Genomic DNA, 15,898 nt, shown 5'->3' with positions numbered 1-15,898 from the left:
CTCAATAAACCTATCGTTATGAGGATAATCGGCCACAAAAGTTGCGATAAGGCCACAAATCAGGTGTCTATATGGTGAACCGCTGATGACTGCTCCGCGCTCGCCCGCTCCATCAGCACCGCCACCAGCGCCGCCGCCCCGGCGCAGCCCAGCCCGATGGCCCAGCCGAACGGGCCGACCGGACGGCAGCCGAACACCTGGCTCAGCCCCGGGACGGAGATGATCACCATGAGGGCCGCCAGCGACGACACCGACGCGAGGAACACCAGCCGATCCCCGTCCCCCACCGACAGCGTCTGCAGCAGTTGCGCTCCCACCAGGCCGATGAGCCCGACGGTGGACGCGCGGCCCGGCGTGCCGGTCATCCGGCCGAGCAGCCACGCCGCGGTCGCCGCCGCCGCGGTGGTGACCGCGCGTACGTAGATGTCGCGGGTCAGGGCGGTGCCGAGCGAGACCTCCGGCCCCTCGGCGAGCAGTTTCTCCGGGCTCTCGGCGTTCGGCGGGCGAACGGCCACGGCCATGGCGGGCAGCATGTCGGTGAGCAGGTTGACCAGGAGCAACTGGCGGGCGTTGAGCGCGCTGCGCCTGGACAGCAGGCTGGAGCCGACGGTGAAGGCGATCTCTCCGACGTTCCCGCCGAGCAGGATGCCGAGCGCGTCGCGGACCGAGCCCCACATCGCCCGGCCCTCGGAGATCGCGTCGATGATCGTCTCGATGCGATCGTCGATCACCACGATGTCGGCGGCGGCCCTGGCGGCCGGGACGGCCCGCGGTCCGAGGGCGATGCCGATGTCGGCGAGCCGGATCGCGGGGACGTCGTTGGCGCCGTCACCGGTGACGGCCACCACATTGCCGGCCCGCCGCAGGCAGGAGACGATGCGGGCCTTGTGCTCGGGCGTGGTGCGCGCGAACACCGCCACCTCGGGCAGCACCTTGGTCAGGGCGTCGTCGTCCAGCCGTTCGAGCTCGGGTCCCGTCATCACCCGCTGGCCGTTCAGAACGTGGATCTCGGCGGCGATGGCCTCGGCCGTGCTCGGATGGTCGCCAGTGATCATGATGACCCGGACGCCGGCGCGCATCAGGCCGTCGACGCTCCGCGTCGCCGTGGGCCGTACGGGATCGGCCAGGCAGAGGAAGCCCAGGAAGCACAGGCGCTGGATGCGGGACTCGTCGAGATCGGCGCGGCTGGACGCCCCGCGCTCGGCGACGGCGAGCACGCGGAAGCCCTGCAACGCCTGCCTGTCCACCTCCTTCTCCAGCTCACGCCTGGTCCTCGCGCCCATGGGTACCTGCTCGCCGCCGCGGATCAGGTGGGTGCAGCGGTCGAGGACGACCTCGGGGGCTCCCTTGACGCTCAACAGGTGACCCGACTCGGACAGGCCGAGCACCGCGTGGTAGCCGCGCGCGGGTTCGAACGGCAGCTCGTCGATTCGGTGCCACTCCCGAAGGCCGTCCTTGGGCGCCACGTGGAGCTTGGCGGCACCCTCCACGACGGCGCGGTCCGTCGGGTGGGGGATGGCCCGCCCGCCCTCGAAGCGGGGGCCCGCCCGGAGCGCCGCGCCGACGATCACCTTCAGCTCCGGCGTCAACGTCTCCAGCGGCCGGGCGTGGCTTCCGTCCGAGACCTGACGCAGGCTGATATGGCCTTCGGTCAGCGTCCCGGTCTTGTCGAAGCAGAGTACGTCGACCCGGCCCAGGGCCTCGATCGTCGACGGATTGCGGACCAGCGTGTTGCGCTGGGAGAGCCGTTTGCTGGAGGCGAGCTCGGCCACGGTGGCGATGAAGGGCAGCCCTTCGGGGACCGCGGCGACGGCCAGGCTCACCGCGGGGGCGAGCGCCGCGGACAGGGGTGAGCCGCGCAGCAGGTTGGTCACCATCAGGACCAGGCCCGACCCGATCGCGGCGGGCAGGATGCGGCGGCTCAGTTTGCGCAGCCGCAGCTCCACGCCGCTCACCGGCGGCCTCTCGGCGGCCAGTCCGGCGGTCCGGCCCGCCTCGGTCTCCTCTCCCGTCGCCACGATCACGGCCAGGCCGTGGCCGGCCGCGACGGTGGCGCCCTCGTACACCATGGATCGGCGATCCGCGATGGCGGCGGCGACAGTGGGCGCCGCGGTCTTGGACACGAGCTGCGACTCGCCGGTCAGGGTGGACTCGTCGATCTCCAGGCTGACCGCCTGGATCAGCCTGCCGTCGGCCGGTACGGCGTCACCGGCGCGCAGCTCGATCACGTCCCCCTTCACCAGGTCGTCGGCGACGCCGGAGACATCGCCGCCGGGCCTGCGCAGCCGGACCCGGACGGCGGTGACCTCGGTGAGCCGGTGCACCTCCCGGTCGGCGCCGCGCCGCTGCGCCCCGCCGATGACGGCGTCGACCACCATCACGCCGCCGATCAGGACGGCGTCCAGGACCGAACCGACCGAGGCCGACAGCCCCGCGCCCACCGCCAGGACCGGCGTCAACGGGTTGGCGAGCTCCTCCAGGGACGCCATGGCCAGGGAAGTGGGCCCGGCGGAATCCGGCCGCGCCGGCTTCGTCCTGCGGCGCTCGGCCTCCTTCTGGTTCAGCCCGTGCGGCGAGGTGCGCAGCAGGTCGAGGACGTCGGCCACCGCCATCGCGTGCCACGGCGTGCGGTCGGCGGGCACCGGCGGCGCCGTCCGCCTGACCTTCCGTCCCACCCACTCCCCGGTGACGAGGGCGGCCACCGAGGTGCAGTCGCGTACCAGGTTCGCCCGCGCCACCGCCGTCGAGGCCGGGCCGAGCACGGCCAGGCCCGCGCCGACGACCCCCGCCGCGGCGGCCACCCGCACACTGTGCCTGCTGGCCTTCTTCGCGTACGGGACGCAGCGCAGCAGCAGGTGGATCCCGTCGAGGTCGCTGATCACGTCGGCGTCCCACGGCACCCGCCGCGCCCCCCTGAGCACGCCGATGCCCAGGTCCGCCTGGCGCAGGCCGCGCCTCGACGTGCGGGACACCACGGCCACCATGTGTCCTTCGGACTGCAGCGACCGAAGCGCGGCGACCAGCCGGGAGCCGCCGTCGACCACCCGGTCCACCCCGAGTCGCGGGCCGAGGTACGCCTCCCCGCCGGCCAGGACCACGTCACCCGCGCCCTTCGCGGCGGCGACCACGGCTTCGGCCAGCGGGTGGAGCTCTGGCGCCACCCCGACCAGGGCGACCGGGACGCCCTCCCGCGAGATCCTGATCGGCTGGATCCCCTGGCGGCGCCACTTCCGCACCTCCGCGGGCTCGCGCGTCGCCGAGTACGGCTCTGCCGACCAGCCGTCCCGCTCGCGCTGGGCCGCCGGATCGGTGAGGTCGAGCAGCGTGTAGATCCGCGCGTGCAGCTCGTCCAGACCCCCGCTCGTGCTCCCGTCCAGACCCCCGCCCGTGCTCCCGTCCGTGCTGTGGTCCGTGCTGGGATCCGCTCGGATTTTCGTGCCGTGGTTCGCGCCGAGCGGGAGGATGCCGTCGATCGTCCACCCGCCCGTGGTCAGCGCGGCGGCGTCGAGGAGGACCGTGTCGACGCGATCCAGGCGGCCCAGCGCGCGGCGATGGAGCACCATGCCACCGCGATTGGCCAGGGCACGCGCGAGAACGCTGGTGAAGGCGTCCCTGCCGAAGTGCGCGGCCTTCGGGATCCCCGTGATGAGTACGGAGAGCCCCTGCTCGTGATTGCGGCCCACCACGGTGGTGACCGCCTGCGTCACCACCGTGGCCGCGCTCGCGGCGTTGGCGTACAGCTCGACGGGCCCGTGCGGCACGGGAACAGGCCGAGGCTGCCCCACCACCTGGAGGTGCCGGTAGGCCCCGTCGGCGTCGGCGAACTCCTCCTCGCGCAGTTCCCAAGCCCGGCGCCCGGCGCACGAGTCGACGAAGCGGATGGCCGCCGCGACGGAGTCGATGAGCATCGACAAGGGCCGCACCGCGAGCGTCTGCGAGATGAGGCGAGACGACACGACCACCGCGTCCGCGGTGGGGATGCTCATGTACCGCTCCAGCTCTCGCCGGATCCGCGGGGTGTGCTCGGCCAGCGACAGGACGGCGGGGACGGCCGGCGACACGCTCGGCAGGCGGGCGACCCGGCCGGCCAGCGCGAGCCCGGTGCCCAGGACGTGCAGGCCGAGGCTCATCGCGGCGCGGGCCTGCTGCTGCACGGCGTCGAGCGCCACCGGCCCACCGGCGCGGGCGCCGTCCAGGTCGAGTTCGTCGACGATGGTCGTGAGCTTGTCCAGGTCGGCCGTGGCCGCGTCGCAGCCCGCGAACACGCAGCCGAGCGCGCCGTTGACCTCGGCCCGGTCCACCCCGGCCGAGCGCAGCCGATCTTCGAGGACGCGCGCGGCCGGCTCCGTGCCGGGGCCGCCGACGTGCCGCAGTTCGATGCGTACGCCACCCGCGCACTTCTGTATCCGGCGTGGGCGGGGGAGCATGCTCCGCACGGGCTCCGGGAGCACGCTCAGGACCGTGTCAGCGGAGAACGGCCACATGTCGTCCCCTCGGCGGAACCGTCCGGGCGGCGCGCAGGCTGTTCGGCTGAACCGTCCGGGCGGCGCGCGGGCGGCTCAGAACACGCCGAACCGTCCAGGCGCGCAGGCTGCTCAGAGCACGTGCCAACCCGATCTCACCGGCCCGACCGCGCACGCCCGGCGGTGCTCGCCCGAGCGCCTCGTGACGTGGTGGAAGAAGCCCTCCTCGAGGAGCCGGCGGTCGAGGCGGTGCTCGTCGAGGACGTGCTGCGCCTGCCCGAGGCGGTACGCCGACCCGAGGTGGCGGTCTCTCCCGAGGCGGCGCTCTTCGGTGTGGCGGTGCTCCTTGACGTGGAAGTGCTCTTGGGTGTGGCCGAGCTCCTGGACGTGGCGGCGCTCTTCTGTTCGGTGTCGCTCTTCGGCGTGGCGGCCGTGGCGGTCGCGGTACGGCTTCGCGCGCCGGAGGCCGCGGCACGGCTGCGGGTCGTGGCGGACGTGCCGCGGCTGCGGGGCGTGGAGGTCGTGCGGGTACCGGAGGTCGTGGCGCGACCGCGGGCGGTGGCAGGCGGAGACGCCTGCATGCCGCGGGCGGGTGTCCCGCTCTCCCCTTGCTGGCCGCGCCGCGCGATCAGCGCACCGGCGCCGATGGCGGCGGCCACCGGCCAGTCGAGCACGCCGAACGCCGCGAGCGCGCCGAGCGCGCCATAGTACGCGAGGCGCTCGGGCGGCGGAAGGAACGTCCGCGCCACGTCCACGGCGTGACCGAGCTCCCGCCGGGAAAGGCGCGGCAGCCCCAGACGCGGCATCTCGACGTGCGGCATCCGCAGATTCGGGGGACGGACCTGGACACTCATCATCGGCAGGTCAATCGCCAGTTCTTTGGACGAACGCGCTCGAGACTGGGCAACGGCCATGATTCCTCCCCCATTTCTAGGACGTCGGACGCCTCCCGGCGCGCGACGAACAAGAGTTCCGTGCCCACTTCTATGGCTGCGTATCCGTTTTGTGGTTCTCCTTCCGTATTTGAGGGCTCGAGTTGACGGAAGAGACAAGAGCACTTACCAAGCGCTTGCTCAGGTGCCAGACTGTGGGAATGGAGATCCCCGTGCGCGCCGCGTCGGACGACGAGGCGGGCTTCTTTCACGAGCACGGATGGGTGCGGCTGCCCGCCCTCGTGCCCCCCGATGCCGTGGCCGAGCTGAGGCAGCGGGCGAGCGGCTACCTCGCGGCCCGCGCGAAGCAGCGGCGGACACTGGTGGACCAGGCATTCGGGCAGTCGCGCGACATCGCCGAGAGCGACGCGGCGTTCCGGGCGCTGGCCCTGAGCCCGGTCATGGGCGAGAACGCGACCCGGCTGCTGCGCGGTGTGGAGGCCGTGCGCGTGCAGGTCACGAACCTGCTCGTCAAGGAGCCAGGGGAGCACGCGGCGACCGAGTTCCATCAGGACTTCCCGTGGATGCCGATGGACCGCTCGGCGATGCTGACGATCTGGCTGGCGCTGGTGGACGTACCGGCGGACATGGGATCACTGCGCTTCTTCAGCGGTTCGCACCGGTACGGGCTGCTCGGGCGGAGCTTCATCCGGACCGGGGACGACCAGCTCAGCCAGCACCCGTGGCTCAAGCAGCTGGAGCTGTCGCCGCCCCTCGACCTCGCGGCGGGCGACGCGACCGTGCATCACGCTCTGACCGTGCACGGAGCGCCCGCCAACCACCGCGACCAGCCGCGCCTGTCGTTCACTGTCACGTACTTCGACGCCAACGCCCTTTACACCGGCACGCCGTACCAGCAGACGGACGGGCTCGACCTAGAGGTGAACCGGCCGTTCGACCACCCGAGGTTCCCGTGCGTGTGAGCGCCCCAGCGAAGGACGTGAGAGACGCCCATGCCTGAGACCGTGAGAGGGCCGGTGGGCGAACTGGGCGCCACGCTCATGCACGAGCATGTGTTCGGGCTCAGCCCGGAGATTCTCTGGAACTGGCCGGACATCCCGGAAGGCTGGGACCTCGAGCGGCGGGCGAGGGAGGCGGCGGCCAAACTGGACGACCTCCGGGCCGAGGGCATCGACACGATCGTGGACCTGACGGTCATCGGGCTCGGCAGGTACGTCCCCGCCGTCCAGCGGGTGGCCGAGCTGACCAGCGTGAACATCGTCGCCGCCACCGGCCTCTACACCTACGACGCCCTCCCGCCGTACTTCGGCAACCGGGGTCCCGGCTCGCTGTTCGGCGGGCCCGATCGGCTGGCGGAGTTCTTCGTACGGGACATCGTTCAGGGCATCGGCCGGACCGGGGTCAAGGCGGGCATGCTCAAATGCGCCACCGACCATCTCGGTATGACCAAGGGGACCGAACGGGTGTTCCGGGCGGTCGCCGAGGCGCACCTGGAGACGGGCGTGCCCATCACCACCCACTCCCACAGCGCCTCCAGAGGCGGCCTGGAGCAGCAGCGGCTGCTCGGCGAGCTCGGCGTCGACCTCACCAGGGTCGTCATCGGCCACGCGGGCGACTCGACCGACGTCGCCTATCTGGAGGAGCTGGCCGCGAACGGCTCCTACCTGGGCATGGACCGCTTCGGCATCGAGATGCTCTCGCCGTTCGAGGACCGGGTGTCGATCGTGGCGACGATGTGCGCGCGCGGCCACGCCGACCAAATGGTGCTAAGTCACGACTCGTACTGCTTCAACGATCGATTCGACGCCGAGGTCGTACGGCAGCGCCACCCGAACTACCACCTCCTGCACATCTCCCGCGACGTCCTGCCCGAGCTGCGCAAGAGGGGCGTCACCGAGGACCAGATCCACCAGATGCTCGTCGACAACCCCCGGAGGATCTTCGCATGATCGAGGGCACGACGGACGGCACGACCGAAGACGCGGCCGATGGCACGATCAAGGACGCGACCGACGGCACGATCGAGGACGCGATCGAGGACTTCGACGTCGGCTCGGACTGGCACGTCGCCTCGCCGTACGCGTTCCTCGGCAGGCTGCGGCGGGAGCGGCCGGTGTTCCGCAGCGAGCACCTCGGCGCCTACGTGCTGACCCGGCACGCCGACGTGCGCGCGGCGTACGGCGACCCGAGGCGGTTCTCCTCGAAGGGCTCGCTGACCATCTCCCGCAGCCTCACCCGCGAGACGCGCGACCGGCTGGGCGAGCACGGATCGTTCCTGTCCAGCTTCGTGGCGAACGTCGATCCGCCCGACCACACCAGGCTGCGGCGTTCGGTGTCGAAGGCGTTCACGCCACGGGCGGTCTCGGCCATGGAGCAGCACTTCCGGCGGCTCAACGAGGACCTGCTCGATCGCGTGGTGCCCAGGGGCGAGGCCGACTTCGTGTCCGAGATCGGGCACGAGCCGTCGATCAAGCTGACCGCCCGGTTCATCGGGGTGCCCGAGTCGGACGAGGGCTTCGTGCAGGCGCATGTGAAGGACTGGTTCCAGCTCTTCCTGTCGCCGCAGCCGCCCGACCGCCAGCTCGAACTGGCCGACAGTTTCCTGACATATCTGGATTACGTGGATCGGCTGGTCGCCTCCCGGGCCAAGGAGCCGCGCGACGACTTCACCTCGCTCATGACCTCGCTGATCGGCTCAGAGCTCAGCCACCGCGAGGTGGTGGAGCTGATCTCCACGATCCTGCTCGGCGGCAACGACACCGTGCCGAACCAGCTCGCCAACAGCGTCCTGCGACTGCTGCGCGAGGACGCCTGGCCGCTCGCGCCGCCGCTGATCCAGAACGCGGTGGAGGAGTGCATGCGCATCGACGGCGCCTCCCTCGGGTCGTTCCGGTACGCCACCACGGATATTTCACTCCACGACGTGATGATTCCGGAGAAGTCGCTAGTACTGCTCTCCACCGACTCCGCCGCCCACGACGAGACCGTCTTCCCCGACCCGGACCGGTTCGTCATCGACCGGGTCAACGCAGACGCCCACATGGTGTTCGGCTACGGCATCCACTTCTGCGTGGGCGCCGCGCTCGGCCGTCTGCAACTCCGCACCGCGCTCGACGTGCTCGGCCGCCGCCTGCCCACCCTCAGACTCGCCGACGAACCCATCGTCTACCGCAAGTCCATCGTGGGCCGGGGACTGACGGCTCTGCGGGTGACGTGGTGAGTGCCGCGCCGGGTCGGTTCGACGGGCGGGTGGCCCTGGTGACGGGCGCGGGGTCGGGCATCGGTGCGGCGTGCGCGTCGCGCCTGGCCGCCGAGGGGGCCTGCGTGGGTGTCCTGGACGTACGCGCGGCGGGCGCCAAGTCGGTCGCCACCGCCATCCGCGCCGGGGGCGGCAAGGCCACGGCGCTCGTCTGTGACGTGTCGGACGAGAAGCAGGTGGCCGGGGCGGTCGGCGACCTGATCGCCTCGTTCGGCCGCCTGGACGTCGTCCACTCCAACGCCGCCGCGCTCGACCCCGGCACCTACGGCCGCGATCACGACCTTGAGGATCTCGACGTCGCCGTCTGGGACCGCACGATGGCGGTGAACCTGCGCGGCTGCCTGCTCATGGTCAAGCAGGCGGCCCCCGTGATGGCCGACGGCGGCGCCTTCGTCGTCACCTCATCGGTGTCGGGCCTGCTGGGCGACGTCGCGCATGTCGCGTACGGCACCTCCAAGGCGGCGCTGACCGGTTTCGTGCGGTACGTGGCCACCAAGTACGGCTCGCGCGGCATCCGCTGCAACGCCGTCGCGCCCGCGCTGGTCCTGACCGACGCGGCCGAGCGGGCCCTCGGCCGGGAGCGGCTGGCCGACAAGGCGGCCGAACGGCTGCTGCCCTGGGCCTGCACCCCGGACGACGTGGCCGACCTCGTCGCCTTCCTCGCCTCGGGTGAGTCGCGGTGCATCACGGGACAGACCATCGTCATCGACTCCGGCACCCTGGCCCACCGCCCTGAGCACGCCCTGCGCCAATGGCGCGACGCGGCGGGATGACTCTAGGGTTGTGGCGGATCAAGGGGGATGAATGGAGCCGGTGTCGGTCGGGTTGGTCGGGGCGGGGCCGTGGGCGGAGCGGGCGCACGCGCCGATGCTGGCCAAGAGTCCGCATCTCCGTTTCGCCGGGGTGTGGGCCCGCCGTCCGGAGGCCGCCGCCCGGCTGGGGGCGCCGGTGTTCGAGCGGGTCGAGGAGTTGTTCGACGCGTGCGAGGCCGTGGCGTTCTGCGTGCCGCCAGGCGTACAAGCCGAATTGGGGGTGCGTGCGGCGCGGGCCGGGAAGGCGTTGCTGCTGGAGAAGCCGCTCGCCGACTCGCTGGAGAACGCGCGGCGGCTGGCCGGCGCCGTGCGGGAGGCCGGTGTGGCCTCCCAGATGGTTCTCAGCATGCGTTATATGAAGCAGGTCAGGGCGTTCCTGGCGCGCTGCGCCGATATCGAGGCGTTCGGCGGCCATGCCGCGAACATCTCCAATGTCCTGCTGGGCGACCACCCGTTCGGCACTCCGTGGCGGCTCGAACGTGGGGCGCTTCTGGACGTCGGGCCGCACGTGGTCGATCTGCTCGACGCCGCGCTCGGCCGGGTGATCGGCGTACGCGCGCACGGCAACCCGCTCGGCTGGACCGGACTGCTGCTCGATCATGAGGGCGGCGCGGTCAGCGAGGCTTCGATGTGCATGGCCGCCGCCGGCGACCTGCCGCCGGCCAGCGTCGCGGTGTACGGCAGAACGGGCAGCGCGAGGCTGCTGCCCGGTGACGACGACGATCTGTTCGAGACCATCGCCGAGGAGTTCGCGCGGACCGTACGCCAGGGCGGCGGCCACCCGCTGGACGCGGCCCACGGGCTCAGGTTGCAGGAGATCATCGCGGAGGCGGAAGCCCAATTGGGCACCCCTTGACTTAGCGCCCATCTGGCGCATTGATAGCGTCTGTCCGACGCGCAGAGTTGCAGCGAAGTCCGGTGTGAGTCCGGCGCTGTCCCGCAACTGTCATAGCCAGGTCGCCTGCCTCCGCGCTGACGTCATCAACCCTCGTGGAAAAGGGTGATCCGTCGCTCTCGAGCGGGTCTCTCGGTTCCGACAGTGTGAAAGGACTTCTCGTGAGGCCCGTACGCACGGCCTTCGCGGGCGCGCTGCTGGGAACGCTTGTTCTGGCCGGATGTGGTCAGACCAGCACTACCACCACCTCGTCACCCGCGAGCCCCACCGGCTCCACCGGCACGACCGGCTCGACCAGCTCCGCCGCCTTCCCCGTGACGGTCGAGGCGGGCAACGGCAAGGTCACCATCGCCAAGAGGCCGGAGCGGATCGTCTCGCTCTCCGCCAGCCACACCGAGACGCTCTTCGCCATCGGCGCGGGTCCCCAGGTCATCGCGGTGGACGACCAGTCCAACTACCCGGCCGGTGTCCCCAAGACCGACCTGTCCGGCTTCAAGCCGAACGTCGAGGCCATCGTCGCCCAGAAGCCCGACCTGGTCATCGTCTCCAACGACATCGACAAGATCGTGGCCGAGCTGGGCAAGGTGAACGTGCCGGTCCTCCTGGAGCCCGCCGCCACCAAGCTCGACGAGGCGTACGACGAGATCGCCGACCTCGGCGCCGCCACCGGCAACACCGAAAAGGCCGGACAAGTCGTGACAGGGATGAAGACGTCCCTCGACAAGCTCTCGGCGAACGCCCCCAAGGACAAGAAGCTCACCTACTACCACGAACTCGATCAGACCCCTTACGCGGCGACGTCCAGTACGTTCATCGGGCAGATCTACGCCATGTTCGGGCTCACCAACATCGCCGACAAGGCGCCGGACCCGGCGGGCGGCTACCCCAAGCTGTCGGCGGAGTTCGTCGCCCAGGCCGACCCCGACCTGATCTTCCTGGCGGACGTGAAGTGCTGCCAGCAGAGCAAGGACACGCTGGCCAAGCGCCCCGGCTGGAAGGGACTGTCGGCCGTCAAGGGCGACCAGGTGATCCAGCTCGACGACGACATCGCCTCGCGCTGGGGCCCGCGGGTCGTCGACCTGGCGCAGACCATCAGTGACGCCGTCGGCAAGGCGGCCACCCGCCAGTGAGGTCCAGACCGATGTGGACGGCGGGCGCGCTGGCCGTGCTCGCCGTCTCCATGGTCGCCGGGCTGCTCGGCGGGGCCGCCGACATCTCGCCGTGGCAGGTGGTGCTCCAGGCGCTCGACTGGCTGCCGTACGTACACGTGGACTCGGGGCTGGCACCCGTGGAGCAGGGGCTGTTGTTCGAGTTGCGGCTGCCCAGGGTGCTGGTGGCGGCGGTGGTCGGCGGGCTGCTGGCCATCGCGGGGGCCGGTTACCAGGGGGTCTTCCGCAACCCGCTGGCCGACCCCTACCTGCTGGGCGCCGCGGCCGGAGCCGGGCTGACCACGACCGTGGTCATCGTGCTCGTGCCGACTCCCGTCGTCGGCATCCCGGTGGCCGCCTTCGCGGGGGCGGTCGGCGGGGTCTTCCTCGCGTACGTGCTCGGCAACACCGCCGGGCGGTCGGGCGGCACCGCCACGCTGGTGCTCGCCGGGGTGGCCGTCACCTCCTTCCTCACTGCGATCCAGACGTTCATCCAGCAGTTCAAGGTCGAGCAGCTGCAGCGCATCTACTCCTGGATCCTGGGTGATGTGGGCGGCGGCTGGGACCAGTTCTGGCTGGTCCTGCCGTACGCCGTCGTCTCGGCGGTGCTGCTGCTCGCGCACGGGCGGATGCTGGACGTGCTCTCGGTGGGGGACGAGGAGGCCACCAGCCTCGGCGTCCGCGCCGGGCGGGTACGGCTGGCGGTCCTGCTCGCCGCCTCCCTGGCCACCGCGGCGGCCGTGGCGGTGAGCGGGCTCATCGGGTTCGTCGGCATCGTCATCCCGCATGTGGTCAGGCGGCTGGCGGGCGGCTCCTACCGCATCGTGCTGCCGCTGTCGCTGATCTGCGGCGCCGCCTTCCTCGTGCTCGCCGACCTGGTCGCGCGTACCGTCATCGCCCCGGCCGAGCTGCCCATCGGGGTGGTCACCATGTTCGTCGGCGCGCCGTTCTTCGTGGCCGTCCTGCGCATGACCCGGCAGACCGCCACATGACCGCCGACACGGGCCGGGCAGACCGCGATGTGGCCGCCGACACGGGCCCGGCAGACCGCCATGTGGCCGCCGACACGGCCCGTCCGGCCCGGATGATCGAGACGAGCGCCCTGTCCGTACGGCTCGGCGAACGCGAGGTGCTCACCGACGTCGACCTCTCGGTACGGCGCGGCGAATGGCTGGCGATCATCGGCCCGAACGGCGCCGGCAAATCCACCCTGCTCAAGGCCGTTATGGGCGTCGTCGGCCACCGGGGCGAGGTCACCGTCGGCGGCCGGGCCGCGACCACGCTCAAGCCGAGGGACCGGGCCAGGCTGGTCGCCTACGCGCCGCAGACGCCCTCCCTGCCGCCCGACATGACCGTGTACGAGTACGCCCTGCTCGGCCGCACCCCGTACATTCCCTACCTCGGCAGCGAGAGCCGCCGCGACAAGGAGGTCACCAGGTCCGTGCTCGAACGTCTCGACCTCACCGAGTTCGCCGGCCGCCGGCTGGGGGAGCTGTCCGGCGGCGAGCGGCAGCGGGTGGTCCTGGCCAGGGCACTGGCCCAGGAGGCGCCCGCGCTCCTGCTCGACGAGCCCACCACCGCGCTCGACCTCGGGCACCAGCAGCAGGTGCTGGAGCTGGTCGACCGGCTCAGGCTCGCCGACGAGCTGACCGTGGTGACGACGCTGCACGACCTGACCCTCGCCGGGCAGTACGCCGACAGGCTCCTCCTGCTCGCCGGCGGCCGGGCCGTCGCCGCCGGACAGCCGGGACAGGTGCTCACGGAGGCGCTGGTCGGCACCCACTTCGACGCCCGGGTGGAGATCGCGCCGGGTCCCGGAGGCCGGCCCGTCGTGCACCTGGTCAGAGGTGTCTCGTGAAAGTGGAGCCGGCATATCGGGTCGAGGGCGTCGTCCTGAAGGGGGCCTGGTGGAGCTGACGTATCGGGTCGAGGACGGGGCGCGGCTCGGGTCGCTGCTGTGGGAGTTCGGGCCGGGGTGGCGGATGATCTCGTCGGCGCTCCTGGGCGGGGGGATCGGGGAGCGTACGTGGGTGCTGAACGCGCAGGTCGTGGCGGGCTACTCGCGGATGGACCCGGTCGAGCACCTGCTCGACCTCGGGCCTGACGGCAGCGGGGTGGGGATGATGACCGCCGCCTCGGTGGAGCGCTACGCGCGGGCGGTGGACGGCGGTGCGCAGGCCGTGGCGACGGTCGGGTTACGCGTCCCCACCTGGGCCGCCGCCCCCGAAGGCGCCATCGACCCCGAACTGGCCCCGATGCTCAGCACCCCCGCTCCGCCCGTGGGGACGATCAACCTGATGGCCGTGCTGCCGGTCGCGATGACCGACGCCGCCCTGGTCAACGCCGTGATGACGATGACGGAGGCCAAGTCGCAGGCGCTGATCGAAGCGGGCTTCCCCTGCACCGGCACCGCCTCGGACGCCCTGTGCCTGGCCGTACGCGCTGACGGGCCGCAGGAGCTCTTCGGCGGCCCGCGCTCGACCTGGGGCGCCCGCCTGGCCCGCGCCGTCCACTCCGCCGTCCACCAGGGCGCGGCCTCCTGGCGCCCCCGGAGCTAACTACCGGGTGAGGCCGTAGTCCTCCTGGGCGCCACGTTCCGTGACGTGGCCCGCGTCGAGGTCGGCGAGCACGGCTTCGCGGTCCCGCTCGTACGGGGAGCCCATTCCGCCCCCGCCCGTCGTCTCCACCACGAACGCCTCACCCGCGGCGAACCGCACGTTGTTCACCTTCGACGCCAGCCGTTCGACCGTCCCGTCCAGGTGGCGCTTGAAGAAGCCGCCGACCCGTCCCGGCAGCCCGCCGTCGCGGCCCGGCGGGGCCAGGCGCAGCCGGTCGCCGCGCGTGGTGACGTGGCAGTCCGCCAGGAACCGGTACACGGTCCGCGAGCCCAGCCCGCCCCGATTCCGTCCGGGGCCGCCGGAGTCGGGGATGGTCTCGATCGACTCCACGACCAGCGGGCAGCGGCTCTCCACCGGCTCGGCCTGCGGCACCGAGTTCCGGCCGATGCCGAAGTGCACGCCTGTCGCGTCCGGCCCGTCGAGCCCCCGCCGCGCGCCGACGCCGCCGAAGTCGTACGACAGGTGGATCCAGTACGGCGCCCCGACGGCCGCGATCGAGAACGGCTGGAGGATGCCGCTGGGCGCGATGGCCCTCTCCGGGACGGCGTCCGACAGCGCCTGGAAGATGGCCTCCATGGCCGCGTAGATCGGCACGTACCGGCCGCCGCACGGGTAGGGGGAGCGGGCGTTGAGCAGCGAGCCCTCCGGCAGCCGTACCTCGATCGCGCGCAGGCAGCCGTCGTTCATGGGGATCGTCGGATCGAGGAAGCAGCGCACCGCGAACACGGCGGCGGCCAGCGACTGGGACGCGGACGCGTTGATCGCCGCCGGCACCTGCGCCCCGGTCCCGGCGAAGTCCACCACGGCCCGCATCTGCGGCGGCTCGACGTCCGCCAGGACCCGCACCTGAGACTCGCCGTCCGGCGCCTGAGGTTCGACAGGCTCGCCGTCCGGTGCCTGAGGTTCGACAGGCTCGCCGTCCGGTGCCTGAGGTTCGACAGGCTCGCCGTCCGGTGCCTGAGGATCGACGTCCCCGCCGTCGGAGGGCTGTGGGTGGTGGCGTTCCAGGGTGATGGCCACCCGGACGTCATGTGATTTTTCGGGACTTATTCCGTCGTCGTCGATCGGGTACGACGCCTCGAAGCGGCCCTCGGGGAGGTCGGCCAGCGCGGTCCGCGTCCTGGCCTCCGTGTAGTCGAGGTAGTCGTCGATCCCGCTCGCCAGCCCCGCCGCGCCGTACTCCGCCACCAGCGCGCCCACCCGGGCGGCCGCCACGGCGGTGCCCGCGACGAGCGCCCGCACATCGCCCATGACCTTGTCCGGCGTACGGCTGTTGGCCCGCAGGATGGCCTCCACGGCCGGTTCCAGACCGGCGGAGGTGGCCAGCCGTACGGGAGGCAGCTGGAGCCCTTCGAGGAAGATGTCGGTGGCCAGCGGTGCCATGCCCCCGGCGGACAGCCCGCCCAGGTCCGACACGTGGATCATGGTCGCGGCGAAGTAGGCGGGCCGGTCCCCGACGAAGACGGGCCGGTAGACGAGCAGGTCGTTGGTGTGCACGCCGCCCCGGTAGGCGTCGTTGAGCACGTACACGTCACCGGGACGCATCATCTCCAGCGGCACGTCCCTGACGAGCTCCGGCAGGGCGACCTTGAGCGCCATGCTGTTCATGAGCGTGGTGGCCATGGAGTGCGCGATCAGCCGCCCGCGCGCGTCCAGGACGGCGGCGGAGGCGTCGGACCCCTCGACGATGAACGTCGAGTACGCCGACCGCACGACGACGATGCTGGCCTCCTCGGCGGCGACCACCAGCGCGTTCCGCAGCACCTCGGCGGTCAGCACGTCACTCATGCGGCTCCTTTCACTCATGCGG

At 71.7% G+C, this 15,898-nt stretch carries 12 protein-coding genes and 1 riboswitch; of the genes, 10 read left to right on the top strand and 2 right to left on the bottom strand.

What is annotated here, in order from left to right; all coding sequences use genetic code 11:
• Positions 1-59: 59 nt before the first annotated feature.
• Complete coding sequence (locus AB0H88_RS02865) at positions 60-4,484, bottom strand: cation-translocating P-type ATPase (RefSeq protein WP_357640448.1); 4,425 nt, start codon at positions 4,482-4,484, stop codon at positions 60-62.
• A 189-nt stretch (positions 4,485-4,673) separates the two neighbouring features.
• Between AB0H88_RS02865 and AB0H88_RS02860 the strand changes: the two genes are divergently transcribed.
• From AB0H88_RS02860 to AB0H88_RS02815, 10 genes are all read left to right on the top strand, one after another.
• Positions 4,674-5,171, top strand: coding sequence for a hypothetical protein (locus AB0H88_RS02860; protein ID WP_357640446.1), 498 nt, complete (start codon positions 4,674-4,676; stop codon positions 5,169-5,171).
• Between the two features lie 385 nt (positions 5,172-5,556).
• Positions 5,557-6,318, top strand: a complete 762-nt coding sequence (locus AB0H88_RS02855) for a phytanoyl-CoA dioxygenase family protein (protein ID WP_357640444.1) — start codon at positions 5,557-5,559, stop codon at positions 6,316-6,318.
• Between the two features lie 30 nt (positions 6,319-6,348).
• A complete protein-coding gene (locus AB0H88_RS02850; RefSeq protein ID WP_357640442.1) occupies positions 6,349-7,305 on the top strand; it encodes a phosphotriesterase-related protein in 957 nt (318 codons plus the stop codon).
• The gene (locus AB0H88_RS02845; protein WP_357640440.1) at positions 7,302-8,576 is read left to right on the top strand and encodes a cytochrome P450; all 1,275 of its coding nucleotides are present in this window, start codon (positions 7,302-7,304) and stop codon (positions 8,574-8,576) included. Before AB0H88_RS02850 ends, AB0H88_RS02845 begins: the two co-directional genes overlap by 4 nt.
• Positions 8,573-9,388, top strand: a complete 816-nt coding sequence (locus AB0H88_RS02840; RefSeq protein ID WP_357640437.1) for an SDR family NAD(P)-dependent oxidoreductase — start codon at positions 8,573-8,575, stop codon at positions 9,386-9,388. The genes AB0H88_RS02845 and AB0H88_RS02840 overlap by 4 nt, the downstream gene beginning before the upstream one ends.
• 31 nt (positions 9,389-9,419) lie before the next feature.
• Positions 9,420-10,283, top strand: a complete 864-nt coding sequence (locus AB0H88_RS02835) for a Gfo/Idh/MocA family oxidoreductase (protein ID WP_357640435.1) — start codon at positions 9,420-9,422, stop codon at positions 10,281-10,283.
• Positions 10,284-10,290: 7 nt separating this feature from the next.
• Positions 10,291-10,411: riboswitch (cobalamin riboswitch) on the top strand.
• Between the two features lie 72 nt (positions 10,412-10,483).
• A complete protein-coding gene (locus AB0H88_RS02830; protein ID WP_357640432.1) occupies positions 10,484-11,452 on the top strand; it encodes an ABC transporter substrate-binding protein in 969 nt (322 codons plus the stop codon).
• A gap of 11 nt (positions 11,453-11,463) precedes the next feature.
• Positions 11,464-12,462, top strand: a complete 999-nt coding sequence (locus AB0H88_RS02825; RefSeq protein WP_357641987.1) for an iron ABC transporter permease — start codon at positions 11,464-11,466, stop codon at positions 12,460-12,462.
• Positions 12,459-13,328 (top strand): ABC transporter ATP-binding protein, encoded by an 870-nt coding sequence (locus tag AB0H88_RS02820; RefSeq protein ID WP_357640429.1) that lies wholly within the window; start codon positions 12,459-12,461, stop codon positions 13,326-13,328. The genes AB0H88_RS02825 and AB0H88_RS02820 overlap by 4 nt, the downstream gene beginning before the upstream one ends.
• Before the next feature lie 49 nt (positions 13,329-13,377).
• The gene (locus AB0H88_RS02815) at positions 13,378-14,028 is read left to right on the top strand and encodes an adenosylcobinamide amidohydrolase (protein WP_357640427.1); all 651 of its coding nucleotides are present in this window, start codon (positions 13,378-13,380) and stop codon (positions 14,026-14,028) included.
• Here AB0H88_RS02815 and AB0H88_RS02810 read toward each other — a convergent pair whose 3' ends face one another.
• The gene (locus tag AB0H88_RS02810) at positions 14,029-15,876 is read right to left on the bottom strand and encodes a hydantoinase B/oxoprolinase family protein (protein WP_357640424.1); all 1,848 of its coding nucleotides are present in this window, start codon (positions 15,874-15,876) and stop codon (positions 14,029-14,031) included. It abuts the gene before it with no gap.
• Positions 15,877-15,898 lie beyond the last annotated feature (22 nt).

It is taken from the genome of Nonomuraea sp. NPDC050680 (assembly GCF_040654555.1).
In the GTDB taxonomy this organism is placed as follows: Bacteria; Actinomycetota; Actinomycetes; order Streptosporangiales; family Streptosporangiaceae; genus Nonomuraea.
Note: the sequence above shows the minus strand (reverse complement) of the source record. Positions and strands in the feature narration are given on the sequence as shown.